Consider the following 18,366-nt stretch of genomic DNA (forward strand, 5'->3'; position numbering starts at 1 on the left):
AATCGCCGTAGCGCATTCCCGGAGGACGATTCCTGTCAGCATCGATAATAGATGTGCAGGAGCCTCGGGCAGCACCGAAAGACCGATCGGCATATCGACCGACGGCCACCGGCATCCACACGAGAGCGCTCTACCACCACGCAGTCACACCCGGCTCACGCTGGGCACATTGCCGCCCGCGAGGCCGAGAGAGCGCTCTCACAGTTAGATATATAGCAGCAGCGGCACGGCTGTCAACAGACCGCGACGACCCCGTACCGGATGAACGAAACTTCATGTCGGGATATTGACAGGAGCCCGTATGTCTGATGACCTCCTGGCAATAACTCATTAATGGGCGTGAAATTTTTCGCGATCGTGGACTGCGCCCGACCCAACCCGGAGGCACCATGAACCTGTCGATCCGTGGCGCGCGAACAGGTCGTACGCCGCGCCGGATCCTGGCAGCCACCACCGTGACGGCGCTGGCCGCCACCGGACTGATCTTCGGCGTACTGCGCACCGCCGACGCCGCCACCGTCGGCGCCGGCAGCTACACCACCACCCGCCCGGCGGGCGCGGCCGCCCCGACCGCCTGCGGCAACATCTCCGCCAACCCCCGGCAGTACGTCACGGGCAACGCCCCAGCCGGCGCGGTGCCGACCAACGACTGGTGGTCGTCGCTGCTGTTCAAGCGGTACAACTGCGCCTACTCCGACCCGCTGCACGCCCACCCGATGTCGTTCCAGCCGACCGCCGGCGGACTCGGCGTCTCCTACACCACCGAGGCGGCGATCTCCGGCACGTCGACCGGCGTCGGCGAATACCACTACCCGTACACCCGGGAGTTCACCCTCGGCGTCGCCGGACTCAACGCCCCGGACGTCAAGGTCGACGGCTGGACCGACTGGACGGTCAGCCCGTACTGGTCCGACGGGGCCCGTACCCTGCGCGCGACCGTCGGCCACGGTCTGCCGTTCGTGTACGCCCAGGTCACCGGCGGCAACGCGGAACTGTCGTTTCCCGGCACCCCGACGGTCTGGCACCACGGCGGCACCCGGGTCGGCTTCTCCATGCGCGGCCACGACTACGTCGCCTACGCCCCCAGCGGCGCGACCTGGACCGTCAACGGGACCACCATCAGCTCCACCCTCGCCGGCCGCGGCTACTTCTCCGTCGCGCTGCTGCCGACCGGCGCCGGCACCAGCGCCGCGCGGCGCACCGCCCTGATGGACAGCTACGGCCGGTACGCCCACGCGCACGTCACCGGCACCCGGGTCAGCTGGAGCTACGATCAGGCCAGCAGCACGGTCGACGCCACCTACAGCTTCACCACCACGGCCCGGGAGGGCTCCGTCACCGGCACGGTCGTCTCCCTCTATCCCCACCAGTGGAAGCACCTCGACGGCGGCAGCCCGATCGCCGAGACCTACGTGTCGGCCCGGGGCCCGATGCGCAACCTGATCGGCGCGACATCGTTCCGGACCGCGATGCGCTTCCACGGCGTACTGCCGGAGGTCCCGGCGGTGGCCACCAGCGTCGGTGCCGACCTCGCCACGCTCACCGCGCACCTGGACCAGGCCGCGTCCGGCGACCCGCTCGCCGGCTTCGACAACGACACCTACTGGACCGGCAAGGCGCTCGGCCGGGCCGCCCGGCTGGCCGAGATCGCCGACCAGCTCGGCCGCACCGCCCAGCGCGACCACCTGCTCACCGCGATCCGGAACCGGCTGACCGACTGGTTCACCGCCAGCCCCGGCAAGACCCAACGGGTGTTCTTCTACGACCAGGCCTGGGGCACTCTGGTCGGCTACCCCGCCTCGTACGGCTCCGACACCGATCTCAACGACCACCACTTCCACTACGGCTACTACATCGCCGCCGCCGCGACGCTGGCCAAGTTCGACCCCACCTGGGCGGCGACCAGCCAGTACGGCGGAATGGTCAACCTGCTGATCCGCGACGCCAACAGCTGGGACCGCAACGACCCGATGTTCCCGTTCCTGCGCGACTTCGACATCTACGCCGGCCATGACTGGGCCGCCGGACACGGAGCGTTCTTCGCCGGCAACAACCAGGAGTCGTCCTCGGAGGGAATGAACTTCGCCAACGCCCTGATCCAGTGGGGCCTGGCCACCGGCAACACCGCGATCCGCGACGCCGGGCTGTACATCTACACCACCCAGTCGGCGGCCATCCAGGAATACTGGTTCGACTCCTCGGACACCAACTTCCCGGCCTCCTTCGGCCACCGGTCGGTCGGGATGGTCTGGGGCGACGGCGGGGCGTACGCCACCTGGTTCAGCGCCGAGCCGGAGATGATCCAGGGCATCAACATGCTGCCGGTCACCGGCGGTTCGCTCTATCTCGGCTACCGGCCGGACTACATCGCCACCAACTGGAACGCGCTGGTCACCAACAACGGCGGCCCGCCGACGGTCTGGCAGGACATCCTCTGGTCGTTCCAGGCGCTCGGCGACGCCAACGGCGCCCTGGCCAACCTGCGGGCGAACCCCAACTACCCGGTCGAGGAGGGCGAGAGCCGGGCGCACACCTTCCACTGGGTACGCAACCTGGCAGCGTTGGGCCGGGTCGACACCGGCGTCACCGCGAACACTGCCCTGTACGCGGTGTTCAACCGCAACGGTGCCCGCACCTATGTGGCGAGCAACATCACCGCATCGCCGGTCACGGTCACCTTCTCCGACGGCACCCGGATGACCGTGCCGGCCGGCCGGACCGCCACCACCGGGGCGCATACCTGGAGCGGCGGCAACGCCACCGGCGCCCCGACCACCCCCAACCCGTCACCGAGCCTGTCCCCAACGCCGCCGACCTCGCCCACGCCGGATCCGACCACCCCGCCGGTCACCACGGACCTGTTCCATCTGCGGTCCGCCGGGGTGCTGAGCAACACCGCCGGAACGAACGCGACGACGGTCACGGTGCCGTCGGCCGGCGGGGCGAACCACGACGGTACGCCGCACAATCCGGTCACCTTCCGGGCCTGCGGGTTGACCGGTGCGTACCGGTCGGCGGCCAGCACGTTCGACCTCCAGGTGGACGCAGGCACCTCGGTCGGTGCGGGCATCCAGGCCCGGGTGTCGTACGACTTCACCGGCTCCGGCAGCTACGGCCGTACGGAGACCTACCACTACTTCGCCACCGACCCGGTGCCCGGCACGGAGTCCTACCGGCAGAGCGCCGGACTGAAATCCGCCTCGGGTGAGTTCCGGGCGATGAGCAACGGGTGCGTCCGGCTGGAGTTGTGGAACGCGATCGGTAACGCACCGACCACGGTTCGGGTCGACGCGGCGAGCGCCGACGCCGGTCGGTCAACCCTGCGGGTGCCGTTCCGGATCGGCTGATCCGACCGGCACCTCCGACCGGTACCGAAGGAGGAAACCCTTTCCCGACGCGCGGCGCCGGGAAAGGGTCCTCGCCGTTGACGATGCCGGACGTGCCGCGACGGCGGAGCCACTTCCCGGACATCTGCTACATATTGCACAATCCCCCAGAATGACCGATAATTCTTGATTCAGGGCAGAACGTCGTGACTCGCCCTGGCAACGCCGATCCCGCTGTGTGGGCCGATCCCGCTGTGTGGGCCGATCCCGCTGTGTGGGCCGATGCCGACGCCGCTGCCGCTGCCGCTGTCGACGCCGACGCCGCTGTCGCCGAGCAGGTCCCAGAGCGCGAACGCCGCCTCGACGCTGGTCGGTCGGTTCTCCGGACGCTTGCTCATGCAGGCCCGGCAGAGATCGGCCACGGGACGCGGCAACCCGGCGACCGCCAGCACCGGGGTGGGAGCCAGGGCCCCTGTCCGCACACCGGTCACCGGCGACCCCGGGCTGATCCCCGGGTACGGCAACCGCCCGGTCAGCATGTGGTAGAGCAAGACGCCGAGGGAGTAGACGTCGTCGCCCGGTCGACCGGAGCCGGCCACCGTCCCCGGCGGCCGGCCGGCCGCCGGCGGGCCCGCCAACCGAGCCAGCCCGAAATCAATGATCTTGGCACCGGACCGGGTCAACATCACGTTGCCGGCGGTGAGGTCCCGGTGCACCACACCCCGCCGGTGGGCCACCGCCAGCACGTCTGCGGCGGTGCCCGCCGTGCGCACCGCGGTCGGCCACGGCAACGGACCGCCGGTCAGCCGGTCAGCCAGCGACTCGCCGCAGATCAGCTCCATGACGACGTACGACGACGTGCCGCCCCCGGGTAGCGGCAGTTCGCCGACGTCGTAGACGCGGGGCACACTCGGATGCCGCAACCGCTGGGTGATCGACGCCTCCCGGCGGATGTCGTCCCTGGCGCGTCGGTCGTCGGCGGCGGCCGGTGCCAGCAACTTGATCGCGAACGGTCGGGCCGAGTCGACGTCGATCGCCTGGTAGACGAGCGACACCCCACCGCGACCGATCGGACGAAGAAGGACATAGCGCCGGAGAATGGTGGTACCCACCAGCAACCATGTCACGATGGACCATTTTCCGGCAGGACAGCGCTACCGACAAGATCTACCGCCGGGTGTTAACACGGCCCTAATCAGCCGTTCGAGCTGCGGCCGGACGCCACCGACCGCCGCGAGGTCAGGAGAGCGGCACCTCGCGCTCGGCGCTGTCGCCGACATACGGCTCAGGCGCGCCGAACAGACCGAGCAGCCCGGTCACCCACAACTGACGGTGCACGAACCGGCTCGGCTCGGTCACCACCAGCTTGATGCCGCTCACCTCGGCCGCCTGGAAACCGGCAACCATCGCGCTGATGCCCACCGAGTCGATGAACGTCACCAGCCGCATGTTCAGCTGGATCCGGGTCGGACGGCCGTTGGTCAGCACCGCCTGCACCGCTTCACGCACCTCATGCGCGGTATCCACGTCGATCTCACCCTGTGGTGAAATCTCGACCACTGCACCAGGCAGCGTCGATGTGACAACCGACAGGCTCACGCGAGCACCTCCACTCGCCCATCCGGGCGTCTCGTCAGTACGCGGGCCGCGACCGAGAGTATTCCGGTGCGGGCTTCACCGCCAGCTTTCGCCGGGCCGGATCCGCATCCGACGGGCACAATAATCGCTAACAATCAGACATCCCGCATCATAGCCCCCTGCGCGCTGAGCTACGGCACGGACACCCGGGGCACGATTCGTAGAGGCTTGGGGCGCCTGGGTGCCAACCACGAACCTCCGGTGCCCCACCGGCCTCCGGCTCCGCGCCGGCTGTCGTCCCAACAGTAGCGGCCCGGTACGACAGAAGACAGCCGTAACGGCGCGACGACGAGGGGGTTTGCCGTCGACCAGGGCTGGGCACGTGGAGGCAACCGCAGCGCGCCACGGCCGCCGGGCGCTACCGGCAGCCGTGGCGCTGGAGGAGGTAGCAGCATGTTCGCGACCAACCTGATGGAACGCCGCCGCAAGCCGCAACGCGTCACCGACCAGGCCTGGGCGCATCTGGTCTCGGCGGTCGACTCCGCCGGCGACGCCGCTCGCCTGGCCCGCCGGCACACCTCGAACCTCGCCACCGAGACCGGATCACGGATGGGCCCGGCCAGCGCGGAGGCGCGGCACCGGGCGCGAGCGGCCGTCGACGCGCTCGCTGGCCGTCGTCGGGCCATGCCGTGGGCGTTGCTCGCCGGTGCGGCGGCGGCCGGGGTGGCCCTCGGCTGGCTGGCCGGGGCGATGACCCGGTCGGTGCTCCGGCCCGGCGAGCGGTCCGACGAGGCGCGGATCGAGTTCGTCGACGTGGACGAGCCGACCGGCAGTACCCCGCGGCGGTGATCGGCACCGACCGCAGCACGACCGCCGGGGCGGCGTCGACCGAGGTCGACGCCGCCCCGGGCCATGAACCCGCCACCCGGCTCAGTCCGCTGCGCAGCTCACGCCCGCTGGAACTCCGTTACCAGCTGTCCAGTCGGCCAGGAAACCCAGTGTGGTGCTGCCCCCGGGACCGAGGTCACCGTTCCACGAGACGTTTCGGACCGTGACATCGTCACCGCTCTGCGCGTGCTGCCCACCCCAGAGCTGGGTGATCCGCTGACCGTCAGGGAAAGTCCAGGTCACCGTCCAGCCGGTGATCCCGGCGCTGCCGGTGTTGGTCACCCGAACCTCACCCTGGAAGCCGCCCTGCCAGGAGCCGACCACCTGGTAGACCGCCGTGCATCCGCCCGGCGGCGGGGTGGTCGGACCGGGGGTGGGGCTGCCACTCGGACTCACCGACGGACTCGGACTCACCGAGGGACTCACCGACGGGCTCGGACTGGCCGACGGGCTGCCGGACGGGGTCGGGCCGACCGTCGGTGACGGCGGCGCACCGAGCCGGTCCGCCATCAGAATGCCGCGGCCGTTGGTGCCGAGGTACACCCGGCCGTACACCCGGGGATCGCCGGTGATCGCGTCGCCCATGTTGCCGTACTGATGCTGGTCGTCGTTGATCCGCACCCAGCTGGCACCGGTGTCGTCGGAGCGGAACACCCCGGTGACCCCGTCGATCGTGCCGACCAGGAAGACGGCGTGGTAACCGGCCCCGGGTGCGGCCTTGCCGAACCCGACGTTGCGGCCAGCGGTGACGCCGGCCACCCGGCTGAACGTGGCACCGGAGTCGGTGGAACGGAACAGGCCGGAGTCGCCGGCCAGCCAGATGTGACCTTCGTGGCCGGCGACCGTGGCGAACCGGCCCTGCTCGGCCGGCAGACCGGTGGCCGCCGAAACGACGAAGCTGCGACCCCCGTCGGTGCTCACGTAGAACTGCCCGTCCGCGTAGGCGTAGAACGTCTCGCCGTCGACCCGGTCGGCCTCCACCCGTGCCCCGGCCGGCACCCCGGTGGACGGGCTGAACCCGCCGCCGAAGCTGGTCGCATGGTGCACGCCGACCCCGCCCGGGCTCCACACCACCGCGCCACCGTCGGCCGCGACGGCGACCGTACCGCCGGAGGTGACGCCAGCAGGCTCGCTGCCGGCGTACCAGTTGGCCCCGGAGCTGTACGAGTAGGCGATGTGGCTGACACCGGAGTCGCCGTTGCCGACCCGGACCATCTGCTGCGGGTTCAGCTCGGCGTAGTCGATGCTGGTGTTTCCGGAGAGGTTGGGCTGGTCATGCATCATGGCCGGCACGGTGTCCGGGTCGGTGTGCCGGAAGCCACCGATGTCGCCGAGCCCGGAGATCAGGAAGGCGTCGCCGGTCGGCGGGCTGACCAGGTCGAGCACCGCGGTCTCCTCCAGGCCCTCGACCATGGTACGGATGGCGACCGTGCCGCCGTCGTCCAGCGCGGTGAGGTTGGTGGAGCCGTAGATGGTGGCACCGGTGCCGTACATGAACCGGTCCGGGTCGTGCGGGTCGATCGCCAGGGCCTCGGTCATCCAGCCGAGCTTCGGGGTGACCTCCGGCGGCTGCGGGTTGGCCCCCCAGGACAGCCACGGCGAGTCGCTGATGTCCATGGTGTAGTGGTTGGTTCGGTTCGGGTAGGTGATGTCGTAGAACGACGTCCAGGAAGCGCCGCCGTCGGTGCTGCGGTAGATGAACGTGTCCGGCCACCACGAGCTGTAGCCGGTCACCATCACCGTGCCCGGGTTGCTCCGGTCCACGCTCAACCCGGAGTAGCCGTACCAGTTGTTCGCGGTGTCGTCCGACGGCGTCGGGCTGATCCGGGTCCACTCGCCGGTCGCGGTGGCGTACTTCCAGACGTCGCCGTGGTCGCCGGCGTACGGCCCGCCGTTGTCGCTGGTGGCGATGTAGAGGGTGCCGGTCGCATGGTCGATCTTGCCCTGGTGGGCGATGAAGCCGGTCGGCTGACCGGCGAGCCGCTGCCAGGTCACCCCGGCGTCGGTGCTGCGGTAGACCGTGTTCTGCAGGTCCGCCACCCCGACGTAGATGTGCGGCGTACGGCTGCCGACGCTGCCCGTCGACTCGTCGAAGGTCACCCAGACCACCCCCGGCTGATGGTCGAGGTACCCGTTCGGGTCGGCCGGATCCTCGGCCCAGTTGCCGGGGTTCGGGAAGCTGGTCACCTCGGCCCAGGTCTGGCCGTGGTCGGTGCTGCGCCACAGGCCGTTGCCGTTCTCGGCGCCGAAGTAGACGACGCGGTTGTCGTTCGGGTCGACTGCCAGCCGCTCCCCCATGCCCCGGCCGGGCATGTTGCCGCCGACCTTGAATGGCAACTCGGTCGCCTGCCAGGTGTCGCCCCTGTCGGTGGAGCGCAAGATCGCGCCGTTGTTCGGGTCCCAGTCGTTGGTGTACATGCCGACCGCCGCGTACACCCGGTCGGTCTGCACCGGGTCGGTGGCCAGGCTGAGCACACCGTTCCAGCCCCAGCGGTCCCAGCCCACCCAGTCCAGCAGCGGGGTCCACGACTGGTCGGCCTGGTTCCAGCGGTAGGCCCCGCCGATGTCGGTCCGGGCGTAGATGAGGTCAGGTTCGGTCTCGTTGAAGACGATGCCCGGCACGAAGCCGCCGCCGTCGATCCGGACGTTGCGCCAGGAGTACGGGTCAGCGGCGACGGCGCGGGCGGGCGAGGCGGCTCCATCGACCATCACCTGGGTGGCGACGGCCGCGACGCCGGCGAGCACCACCGCCGCGAGTGAGCCGGCAAGGGTTCTGCGCATGTAACGGGCTTCCTCTCTGCACAGGCAGACGAATCCTGCGTCGGGTTTGCCGGGGGTGCCCAGGCCCCACTTCCGGCTTGCCGACTCCCGCAACCGGCCGATGTCCAGACGTTCACACACACCGCGACGAGGTGTCAATAGTTTGGTTGGCCAACAAAGAAACCCCGCACCACCAACCTCGTCCGACGGTGCGCGGCGACGGTACGAGCGCACCGGACGGCGGCGTCGACAGTAGGCTGGTCGGGTGGGGCAACGGGACCAGCAGGACTGGGCGCGGCAGCGCCGGCAGGCAATCGCCGCCCATGCGGCCGACCAGCAGCGCCGTCGGGCCGACGAGGCCCAGCAGGCCGCGGATCTGCTCGCCGATTTCGTCGCGACCGCCCGGCGTCACGGAATCGCCGCGCAGCACCTGTCCGCCCAGCCACACCACGGCCGGGGCCGGTACCGGACCGGGCTGCACGGCTGGTACCTGAAATCGGACCGCACCCTGGCCGTCGGTACCGACGGAAACCTTTACCTGTTGACCGTCCCAGCCGACCTGCGGTCCAGATTGACCGGCGCACGCGTCTCCCCCATGGAGCCACGGCTGGTGATCGGTGCCGGCGGTCGCGACGGCGAGTCCATCCCACTCGCCACCCTGCTCGACCGGCGGCTCGCCGCAGGCCCCGGGCGGTCCGGCTGACCGGAGCCGCGCCCTGTCCTCGATTGGACATCACCGGGCTCTAGTTACTCTCCGCTGTCAAACATAAACTTCAAGTCACTTGCCGTTCTGCTCGGGCCCAGCGGACGGCACCGGTTCCATCCCTTTTCGGCATCTCGCGTCCACGCCGCGGAATGCCAATCTGCGAGGAGTTTCACCATGTCCGAGTCATTCAGCGCGGAACGCGACGCCGGCATCACCGAACAGCCGCCGGTGTCCAAGACAGAACGGGAGCAGGCCAGTATCGCGCTGGTCCCCGCCACCACGTCCGGAATGCCGCCGACCGCCCAGAGCTTCTTCGCGGTCGTCAACGCGAACGGCACCCTGGCCCGTGGCTTCGGCGCGGTCTCCGCGACCCGTCTCGCCACCGGCACCTACCAGGTGGTCTTCAGCCACAACCTGACCGGGTCGGCCTACGTCGGCAGCATCGGCCTGTCCGGCAGCGTCGGCGCGTCGGCCCCGGGTGAGATCACCGTCGTGGGTCGGGCCGGCATCCCCAACGGGGTGTTCATCCAGACCTTCACCAGCGCCGGAGTGCTGGCCGACCGCGGCTTCCACCTGGCGATCCTCTCCTGACCGGCCGGTTCTGTTGATCAGCCCAGAACCGTCGTACGACCGGAACGGCTGCGGGCCCGGACTCGTTCGAGTCCGGGCCCGCAGCTGTGGTGATCGTTGCGCTAGAGCGCTGGTCAGTTCACGGTGATCCGGACCGAGTCGAAGGCCGGGGTCTGGTTGGCCCGCTCCGACATCGGCAGCCGGTGCGAACCGTCACCGGCCCAGACCGAGCACTGCGCGGTACCGGACTGCGGCATGCCCGAGACCTGGATGGTGACCTGGTCCGGCTCGCGACCGCCACCGCCGTCCTCGGTCGCCACGAAGAACTCCGGAGCCGGAGCCGGGTCGGGCGCGACCTCGGTCGAGTCCAGCATCCGACACGCGGTGTGGAAGTGACCGCGGGTCAGGCCCTGCTCGTTGAGCAGCGAGCTCTCGACGTAGTAGCCACCCTGAGCCGCCGGGAGGAATCGGTCCCGAACCAGGTTACGGGTGCTGACCCGGATGGTGAACGGCTCTTCCACGCCGACCTCGTCCGGGAACTCGGTGATCAGCAGCGACGGGTTGTTGGCGGCCGCGCCGACCTCACCGAACTGCGTGTCGACACAGCGGTTGCCGACCTGGAAGCCGTCGTGGTCGTCCAGATTGCTGTCGTCACAGCTGTTGGCCAGGATCTCCAGCCCGTTTCCGCCGTCGTTGTTCCCGCCACCGTCGTTGCCGCCGTTGTTGCCGCCGCCGTCGTTGTTCCCGCCACCGTCGTTGTTGCCGGGGCGGTTGACGAGCTCGCAGGTGGCCAACTCGTCGAGCCCACGCGGACGCGGCGCGACCCGGCCGATGGCGATCGCGATCCGGTCCAGGGTGGCGACCCGCTTACTGGCCAGCGGGCCGAGGATGGCGTTGTTGATGAAGTTCGGCCCGCCCTCGCCGACACTGTTGGCGAGCCGGTTGTTGGCCTCTTCGATCTGCTTCTCCAGCAGGCCGAGGTTGCGCTCCACCTCGGTACGCGCCGCAGCGGGAACCTCCGGCAGTTTGTCCGCTACGGACGGGCACTCGATGGTCGGGGCCGCGACGACGGTCCCGCCGCTCTCGCACTCCTCGAGCGTGGTCTGTCCGTCACCCCAGTGGTGCCGCACCTCGCGACCGTTCTCCCGGGTCACGGTGGTGGTCACGCCGCCTTCAGCCGTGGAACCAGGGCTAGGCGCGACACATTCCGTGGCGGTACGCAGCTGGTCGTTGGCGGAGGAGACCTGGGTGACCGCGACGATGCCCGCGAACACCGTGACCGTGCCGAGGACAGCGATGATGCGTTTGTTGCGGCCACTGACAGTGCGCTGGTTTCGGCCACGCGGGGTCGAACTGCGCCGTTGTGCCGACCTGTACATGGGGGGTTACCTACTCCTTCTCGTCGAGGGCGGCGCGGTTGACAGGCGTCGTCCGGTGGGGCAGCCGTGTTCTGCTAGCTGGTCAAACGGGTGCCTTCAAACGCCCACTTCCATTGCCGGAACGAGTTCGCACCACGTTTACGAGAAGCCACGCTAAAAGTGGGTTCTCTGGGCTGTCAAGCAGCCCGATCCCGTATCCGGGGTGTCTCACGGTTAGTGGAAAATTGGCGGGCGTCCCTCAACCCGCCGACATCATACTTTCGGTCAATGGGCCGGGTTCAACATCGGCTCAAAAATCTTGTTTCGGCAGCTCAGAGCCGCCCAGCGGGCACGGGCCGTATTCACCTCGTTCGACCAACAAGACGGATCACGTACCGCAAGCGACCACCTGGGAACTCAGTGGAATCGCGCCGGGTCGAGCCGATCCCGCAGTGAGAAAATCCACCCGCCGGGCGGATCCGGCAGGCGGCGGGCGGCCCGGTGGCGACGACGGGTGACCGGGGGCCATGAGCAGAGGCACCACAGGGCGATCGCAGGGGTGCGCCGCACCGGCTGACCGGTGCGGCGCACGAGACGGGCAGGGAATCAGGCTGGCACGGGTCAGGCAGGCAAGCCACCGACCTGGGTGTTGATCCAGGAGCGGATCGACGGCAGATCGCCGTAGATCGACGGACCGGTGGCGCAGGTGGAGTTGTTGTTGCCGGCACGGCTGGTGGCCCCGATCAGGTACCACCGGCCGGAGACCATCCGGACCTGCGGACCACCGGAGTCGCCGTAGCAGGCACCGGCGTTTCCGTTGGTGTTGTTGGTACAGATCTCATAGCCGGCATCGATGCCGAGACACCGACTGTCCGCCACGATCGAAGTGTCCAACTCGTGGGCGATGGTCGGGGCCGAGCCGCAGCCACGGGGAGCGCAGGTCTGGCCCCAGCCGATGATCCGGGTGGCGGTGCCGACCGCACCGGAGGTGGTCGGGATCGGTGCCGGGGCGTAGCTCACCGAGTTGGCCAGCTGCATCAGTTTGACGTCGATCCGCGGGTGGTTGACCGCGCGGATCACCCGGACCACCGTGCCGCCACTGGTCCGGTTGACGCTGCCCACCCGTACCGAGATCGGGGTCGGGCAGTGCCGGGCGGTGACCACCCAGTTCGACTTGATCAGCGAACCGGTGCAGCCGGACGTGTAGACCATGAACGGGTAGTTCTCGGTGGCCGGACGGCCGTTCACCACCAGGGTGCCGATCTCGTCGGCGGTGCTGGACGGCGGCGCGGCCTGCGCCGTGGTGGCCGGCATCGCGAGGCTGGCGGCGGCGAGCCCGGTGGCCAGCAGCATCCGGGACAGGAGCGGGAGTGCCTTCATCGTGCAGTGTCCTCATCGTCAGGGGGTACGCGCCGACTGATGGGCGGCGCGGCGATAGAACAGGTTGTTCGGCCTTGTCAGACAGGCGCTGCTGGGTACCCGATGCGAACACTATCGACAAACCACGATACTTCAATGCTTCTGGGGATACCGGTCCTGCCCTATTACCGGGTGATGGGGTGCCGGCTGTTGGAAGGACTCACGCTCGAGCCGCTGCGGCTGGTGACCCCCCGCGCCGAGGTCACCGTGCACGGCGTTTCCGAGGCGAACTTCCCGGCGATCGGGATCGGACTGCTCGCCGTCGCGCTGAGCGCGGTCCTGCTCTGGGGCTGGACGAAGCCGTGGCCGGCTCTCGCCGCGATCATCGGCACCGGCATAGTGGTCGAAACCTCCGCGCACCTGCTGTGTCCCGGCCGGATCACCAGCGGTCAGTTGACCGTGCTGCTCGTCGTCTGGGCGTCCTGCATGGCGGTGGTCACCGTCTTCCTACCTGTTACCGAGCAGTCCCCCGATCGGGTCTGACGCCGCCCGGTCACCGTCCGCCCGGCGCTCACCGGTCAGGGTCCGCCGGACGAACTCCAGCAGCAGTGCCCATTTGAACGCCTGCTGCGCATTGTCCGCGGCTGCGGAATGCCCACCCTCGACGTTCTCGTGGTAGGTGACGTCGTGGCCGTACTCGCGCAGCCGGGCGACCATCTTGCGGGCATGACCGGGATGGACCCGGTCGTCGCGGGTCGAGGTGAGAAAGAGCGACGGCGGGTACGCCGTACCCCGTCGGATGTTCTGGTACGGCGAGTACTCCCGCAGAAACGCCCAGTCCGCCGGATCGTCGGGGTCACCGTACTCGGCCATCCAGGAGGCTCCAGCCAGCAGCTTGTGATACCGGCGCATGTCCAGCAGCGGCACCTGCCCGACGACCGCGCCGAACAGCTCCGGGCAGCGGGTCAACATCACGCCCATCAGCAGCCCGCCGTTGCTGCCGCCGTAGGCGCCGAGCCGGTCCGGACTGGACAGTCCACGGGCGACCAGGTCGGTGGCGACGGCGGCGAAGTCCTCGTACGCGCGGAGCCGGTTCTCCCGCAGGGCGGCGGTGTGCCAGCGCGGTCCGTACTCACCGCCGCCCCGGATGTTGGCGACCACGAAGCTGCCGCCCCGGGCCAGCCAGCCGGCACCGACGACGCCGCTGTAGGTCGGAGTCCAGGCGATCTCGAAACCCCCGTACCCGGTCATCAGGGTGAGCCCGGCCGCCGGTCCGGGCGGGCTGGTCTCGCCCGGTGTGACCAGGAAGTACGGCACCTCGGTGCCGTCGGCGGAGACGGCGAAGAACTGCCGGACGGTCATCTGTTCGGCGTCGAAGAAGGCCGGACCGGTCTTGACCGGCCGCGTCGGGCCGTCGACGGTGCCGTGCAGCAGCGTCGGTGGCCGGATGAACCCGGCGGTGTGCAGCAGGAACTCGTCACCCCGGTCCGGCTCGGTGTCGGCCACGTCGGTGTGGTCGAATCCGCCGGCTTCGGGCAGCGTGCGCCGCCGCCAGCCGTCATCGCCGGGGGTCAGTACGGTGATCTCGCTACGGACGTCGGTCAGGGTGACCAGCAGCAGATGGTTGCGGGTCCAGGCGTGGTAGCTGTAGGCGGAGCGCTCGGTCGGCTCGAAGATCGTGGTCAACTCCCGTTTGCCGGCCAGCAACTCGTCGACCGGGGTGACCAGCACCGCGCCGGCCGGGTAGGTGACGTCACCGGCCAGCCAGTCGCTGCGCAGCTCGATCAGCAGCCACTGCCGGTGCAGGTCGATCTCGGCGTCCGAGGGCACGTCGACCAGGCCCCAACCGCCGTCGGGCCGCAGCAGGTAGGTCCGGTTACGGAAGAACTCGGTACGCCGTACCGCCAGGTCGCGCTCGTAGCCGGCGGTCGGGTCGTGCACCACGTAGACGGTGACGTCGTCGACCTCGCCGGCGAACGCCAGCGGGGCGTCAGCCAGTGCGGTGCCGCGCTGCCAGCGCCGGATGGTCCGCGGATAGCCGGAGTTGGTGACGGTGCCGGGCCCGAAGTCGGTGCCCACGTAGATGTGGTCGCGGTCGATCCAGCAGACGGTGCTCTTCGCCTCCGCGACGATGAAACCATCGGGCACGAAGTCGCGGGTGGTCAGGTCGAACTCGCGGACCACCGCGGCGTCCGATCCGCCCCGGGACAGCACCACCAGGCACCGGTCGTACCCGGGCCGCAGCACGTGGGCACCCTTCCAGACCCAGTTCTCCCCTTCGACCCGGGCGAGTTCGTCGAGGTCGAGCAGGATCTCCCAGCTCGGCTGCGGCCGACGGAACTCGTCGAGGGTGGCCCGCCGCCACACTCCCCGGGGATGTCCGGCGTCCTGCCAGAAGTTGTAGAGGTGGTCCCCGCGCCAGGTCGGGTCGGGGATCTTGTCGGCGGAGTCGAGCACCTGCTTGATCTGGTCCCGCAGCTGGGTGAACCCCGGCTCGGCGGTCCAGCCGGCGGTGGTCTCCGCGTTGCGGTCGCGGACCCAGTCCAGGGCAGCGTCACCGAGCACCTCCTCCAACCAGAGGTACGGATCGCCGCCGTGCGACACCCGGCCGTCCATCACCATCCGTCTGTCCTCCCCCGCCCCCGGCCCGCTCTGCGGGGGTACGCACCAGGATAGGCAAACTCGTCGTACCGCACCGCCCAGCAGAGGGTGCCGTCCCAAGGCCGGCCGCGAACGTCGCCGCCGGAAGCTGGACACTGGACGCTACCGTGACGGTCGGACAAGATTGACGCACGTCCAACGTGCAGACGTGCGACCGGTGATCCGTCCGGGCCGGGTGGCGCGGACGGTTGGGGCGGGAGTGGACCGGCGACGATCGGGGCTGACAGATGAGCAGCATGCAGGAGGCGCAGCGGGCACATGCCCAGCAGGTGCACGCCCAGCACCGGGCCCAGGCCTTCGCGTACCGTCAGCATCAGCAGATGGTCTGGGAGGCGGAGAACGCCCGGCAGGCCGCCGAGCAGGCCGCCGCCGAGGACGAACGCCAACGCAAGCGTCTCTACACCGAGGCCCGTGCGGCGAAGGTCGCGGCGGCCAACGCGAACCTGCGGTCGCGGGTGGCCGAGCTGGAGGAGCTGCTCGCCGACACCCTGGCCGTCGACGACCACATCGACCTCGAACGGCTCAAGCGCAGCAGCACTCCACCGCCGTTCGACCCCGGTGACCTCGCCGTACCGCTGGCCGCACCGCAGTGGTCCGATTTCGCCCCGCCGGAGCCGGCCGGTCTGGGCCGGATGTTCGGCGGCGAGGTCCGCCACCAGCAGCAGGTCGCCGAGGCGCGACAGGTGTTCGAGCAGGCCACCGCGAAACACGAGGCGGCGGAGGCGCAGCGGCGCCGCCGGCTGGCCGCAGCCGAGGAGAAGTACCGTCAGCAGTGCGAGAAGCTGGCCGCCAAGATCGCCGCGCACAACGCGGCGATCGACCGGTTCTCCGCCGTCTTCGCCGCCGCCGACCCGAAGGCCGTCGTCGAGTACTTCGGACTGGTGCTCGGAAATTCCGTCTACCCGGACGACTTTCCGCAGCGTTACCGGCTGGCCTACCTGCCCGAGTCCCGTCAGTTGGTGGTCGAGTACCACCTGCCGGCGGTGGAGGTCGTCCCCCGGATCCGGGAATACCGTTACCAGCCGGCCGACGACGAGGTGACGGCGGTCGGCCGGTCGGCGACCGAAATCGCCGATCGGTACGCCGACCTCATCACCCAGATCACCCTGCGTACGGTGCACGAGCTGTACGAGGCGGACCGTACCAGGCTGCTGGAGACCGTCTGTATCAACGGCATCGTCGAACGGATCGACCCGGCCACCGGCCGACCGGCCCGGCCCTGCCTGGTCAGTCTGCGTACCACCCGGGACGAGTTCGTCGCGATCAACCTGGCCAACGTCGACCCGGCCGCCTGCCTGCGCCGGCTCGGCGCACGGATCTCCGCCCATCCGGTGGATCTGGCGTCGGTGCCTGCCGTCGTCGATTTCGACCAGGTCGACAAGCGGTTCGCCGACGAGATCGACGTCCTCGCCGACCTGGACCAGCGACCGGACCTGCTGACCATACCGGCTGACCAGTTCGAGCAGCTGATCGCCGACCTGTTCACCAAGCTCGGGCTGCAGATGCGCCAGGTGCGCACGACGGCCGACGGCACGGTGGAGTGCATGGCGCACGATCCCCGCCCGTTGTTCGGCGGCACGGTCGTCGTGCTGGCTCGGCGCGGCGGCGGCACCATGGACGTGTCGGCGGTCCGTGACCTGTTCGGCGTCGTCCAGGCGGAGAACGCCTCGAACGGCATCCTGGTGACCACCGCCGGCTACACCTCGGCGGCCTTCGACTTCGCTTCCGGAAAGCCGTTGGAGCTGATCGACGGCTCGGCGCTGCTGCACATGCTCGCCGAGACCGGCGGGGTCAAGGCCCGCATCGACCGCCGGGCCTGAACCGCGACCGTCGCGGGTCAGCGGGTCAGCGGGTCAGCGGGTCAGCGGGTCAGCGGGTCAGCGGGGAAAGTACCGGTCCAGGAAGTCGTTGTGGAACACCCCGGCCGGGTCGTAGCGGGCCAGCAGGTCGGCGAAGTCGTCCCACCGCGAATACCTGCCGGCGAGTTCGTCCCGGCCAATGCCGAACAGCTTGCCCCAGTGCGGTCGGGGGGCGTACGGCGTCAGCGCCTGCTCGACCGCGGCGATCACCGGCGTCACCGCCGTAGCATCCGCGACCCAGGTGAAGTGGATCGCGACGCTGTCCCGCGAATGGTTCATGCTCAGCCACAGTTCGTCGGCGGCGACGGTACGGATCTCGCAGACCTGCAGCACGGGCGCGACCCGGTCGCGGATCCGGGCCACCGCGTCGAGGGCGTCTCCCACGTCGCCGGCCGCTACCAGGTATTCCGACTGTAGTTCGGCACCGCTGCTCGGGGTGAAGTCGAGCCGGAAGTGCGGCAACCTGGTGTGCCACGGACCGGCCACCCCCAGCTGGCTGGTGCAGTTCTCCACCGGCATTCCGGGCACCGGGTGGCGGGGGCCGTCGGCGGCGGCGAGCCCCAACCCGTCGGCGTCAACCGGCGGATGGTCGTGGTCGGTGCGCCGTTTCACCCACACCTGGTCGATACCGGTCCCGGTCCAGTCGGTGAACATGCTGACGCTGTAGCCGCTGGCCTGGAGTCGGTCCCATCCGGCGGCGAGCGCGTCGCGGGACAGCCCGTGATAGACGTACTGCGCCACATCGAAGGTCGGCTCGATCGTCAAGGTAACGCTGGTGACCACGCCGAGCCCGCCGAGACCGACCACCGCGCCGGCGAAATCGGGATGGGACTGGTCCAGCCGGACCAGGTCTCCGTTGGCGGTCACCAACTCCACCGCCCGTACGGCGGTGGCCAGGTTGCCGTTGCCGCGCCCGGAGCCATGGGTAGCGGTCGCGCAGGCACCGGCGACCGAGATGTGCGGCAGCGAGGCCAGGTTGTGCAGCGCGTACCCGTGGGCGTGCAGGTGTTCGGCAAGCTCGCCGTAGCGGACACCACCGCCGGCGGTGACCGTCAACGTCTCGGCGTCGACCGTCACCTCGGCGGGCAGGCCGGCGAGCGAGACGAGGTCTCCGTCGGTGTCGGCGATCCGGTTGAACGAGTGCCCGGTGCCGAGCACCCGCAGCCGGGCCGATCCGCCCACGACCTGTCGCAGTTCGTCGACGGTGGTCGGGCGGTGGACGTGACGCGCGGCGAAGGTGACGTTACGCGCCCAGTTGGTGACCGCAGCGGTCATCAGCCCGTTCTCCTCTCGCCGACCCG

13 protein-coding genes are annotated in these 18,366 nt (G+C 69.7%); 6 read left to right on the forward strand and 7 right to left on the reverse strand.

What is annotated here, in order from left to right; translation table 11 throughout:
• The first annotated feature begins 389 nt into the window (after positions 1–389).
• Complete coding sequence (locus O7629_RS18030) at positions 390–3,347, forward strand: glycosyl hydrolase (RefSeq protein ID WP_278170528.1); 2,958 nt, start codon at positions 390–392, stop codon at positions 3,345–3,347.
• Positions 3,348–3,517: 170 nt separating this feature from the next.
• Here the strand turns inward: O7629_RS18030 and O7629_RS18035 are convergent, their stop codons facing one another.
• Complete coding sequence (locus O7629_RS18035) at positions 3,518–4,438, reverse strand: serine/threonine-protein kinase (RefSeq protein ID WP_278174577.1); 921 nt, start codon at positions 4,436–4,438, stop codon at positions 3,518–3,520.
• Positions 4,439–4,565: 127 nt separating this feature from the next.
• Positions 4,566–4,925: an STAS domain-containing protein gene (locus O7629_RS18040; protein ID WP_278170530.1), complete on the reverse strand. Its 360-nt coding sequence runs from the start codon at positions 4,923–4,925 to the stop codon at positions 4,566–4,568.
• A 432-nt stretch (positions 4,926–5,357) separates the two neighbouring features.
• Between O7629_RS18040 and O7629_RS18045 the strand changes: the two genes are divergently transcribed.
• Positions 5,358–5,753 (forward strand): hypothetical protein, encoded by a 396-nt coding sequence (locus tag O7629_RS18045; RefSeq protein WP_278170532.1) that lies wholly within the window; start codon positions 5,358–5,360, stop codon positions 5,751–5,753.
• A gap of 81 nt (positions 5,754–5,834) precedes the next feature.
• On the opposite strand, the gene O7629_RS18050 is transcribed toward O7629_RS18045, so the two are convergent.
• The gene (locus tag O7629_RS18050) at positions 5,835–8,573 is read right to left on the reverse strand and encodes a cellulose binding domain-containing protein (protein ID WP_278170534.1); all 2,739 of its coding nucleotides are present in this window, start codon (positions 8,571–8,573) and stop codon (positions 5,835–5,837) included.
• 244 nt (positions 8,574–8,817) lie between these two features.
• On the opposite strand from O7629_RS18050, the gene O7629_RS18055 reads away from it, so the two are divergent.
• Both O7629_RS18055 and O7629_RS18060 read left to right on the forward strand, forming a co-directional pair.
• On the forward strand, positions 8,818–9,255 hold the full coding sequence (locus O7629_RS18055) for a hypothetical protein (protein ID WP_278170536.1): 438 nt from the start codon (positions 8,818–8,820) through the stop codon (positions 9,253–9,255).
• Positions 9,256–9,432: 177 nt separating this feature from the next.
• Entirely contained in the window at positions 9,433–9,849 is a 417-nt protein-coding gene (locus O7629_RS18060) for a hypothetical protein (protein ID WP_278170539.1), read from the forward strand.
• Between the two features lie 113 nt (positions 9,850–9,962).
• On the opposite strand, the gene O7629_RS18065 is transcribed toward O7629_RS18060, so the two are convergent.
• Together O7629_RS18065 and O7629_RS18070 are read right to left on the reverse strand one after the other, a co-directional pair.
• The gene (locus tag O7629_RS18065) at positions 9,963–11,207 is read right to left on the reverse strand and encodes a hypothetical protein (RefSeq protein ID WP_278170540.1); all 1,245 of its coding nucleotides are present in this window, start codon (positions 11,205–11,207) and stop codon (positions 9,963–9,965) included.
• 600 nt (positions 11,208–11,807) lie between these two features.
• Complete coding sequence (locus tag O7629_RS18070; RefSeq protein ID WP_278170542.1) at positions 11,808–12,566, reverse strand: serine protease; 759 nt, start codon at positions 12,564–12,566, stop codon at positions 11,808–11,810.
• Positions 12,567–12,701: 135 nt separating this feature from the next.
• Here O7629_RS18070 and O7629_RS18075 point away from each other — a divergent pair, with 135 nt between their 5' ends.
• Entirely contained in the window at positions 12,702–13,088 is a 387-nt protein-coding gene (locus O7629_RS18075; protein ID WP_278170543.1) for a hypothetical protein, read from the forward strand.
• Here O7629_RS18075 and O7629_RS18080 read toward each other — a convergent pair.
• Positions 13,053–15,167: a prolyl oligopeptidase family serine peptidase gene (locus tag O7629_RS18080; RefSeq protein ID WP_278170544.1), complete on the reverse strand. Its 2,115-nt coding sequence runs from the start codon at positions 15,165–15,167 to the stop codon at positions 13,053–13,055. The two genes, O7629_RS18075 and O7629_RS18080, sit on opposite strands and share 36 nt — an antisense overlap.
• A 266-nt stretch (positions 15,168–15,433) precedes the next feature.
• Between O7629_RS18080 and O7629_RS18085 the strand changes: the two genes are divergently transcribed.
• On the forward strand, positions 15,434–17,026 hold the full coding sequence (locus O7629_RS18085; RefSeq protein WP_278170546.1) for a restriction endonuclease: 1,593 nt from the start codon (positions 15,434–15,436) through the stop codon (positions 17,024–17,026).
• 57 nt (positions 17,027–17,083) lie between these two features.
• Here the strand turns inward: O7629_RS18085 and O7629_RS18090 are convergent, their stop codons facing one another.
• Positions 17,084–18,340 (reverse strand): FAD-binding protein, encoded by a 1,257-nt coding sequence (locus tag O7629_RS18090; RefSeq protein WP_278170547.1) that lies wholly within the window; start codon positions 18,338–18,340, stop codon positions 17,084–17,086.
• Positions 18,341–18,366: the final 26 nt, after the last annotated feature.

Origin of the sequence: Solwaraspora sp. WMMD792, assembly GCF_029626105.1 — a bacterium.
GTDB lineage: Bacteria > Actinomycetota > Actinomycetes > Mycobacteriales > Micromonosporaceae > Micromonospora_E.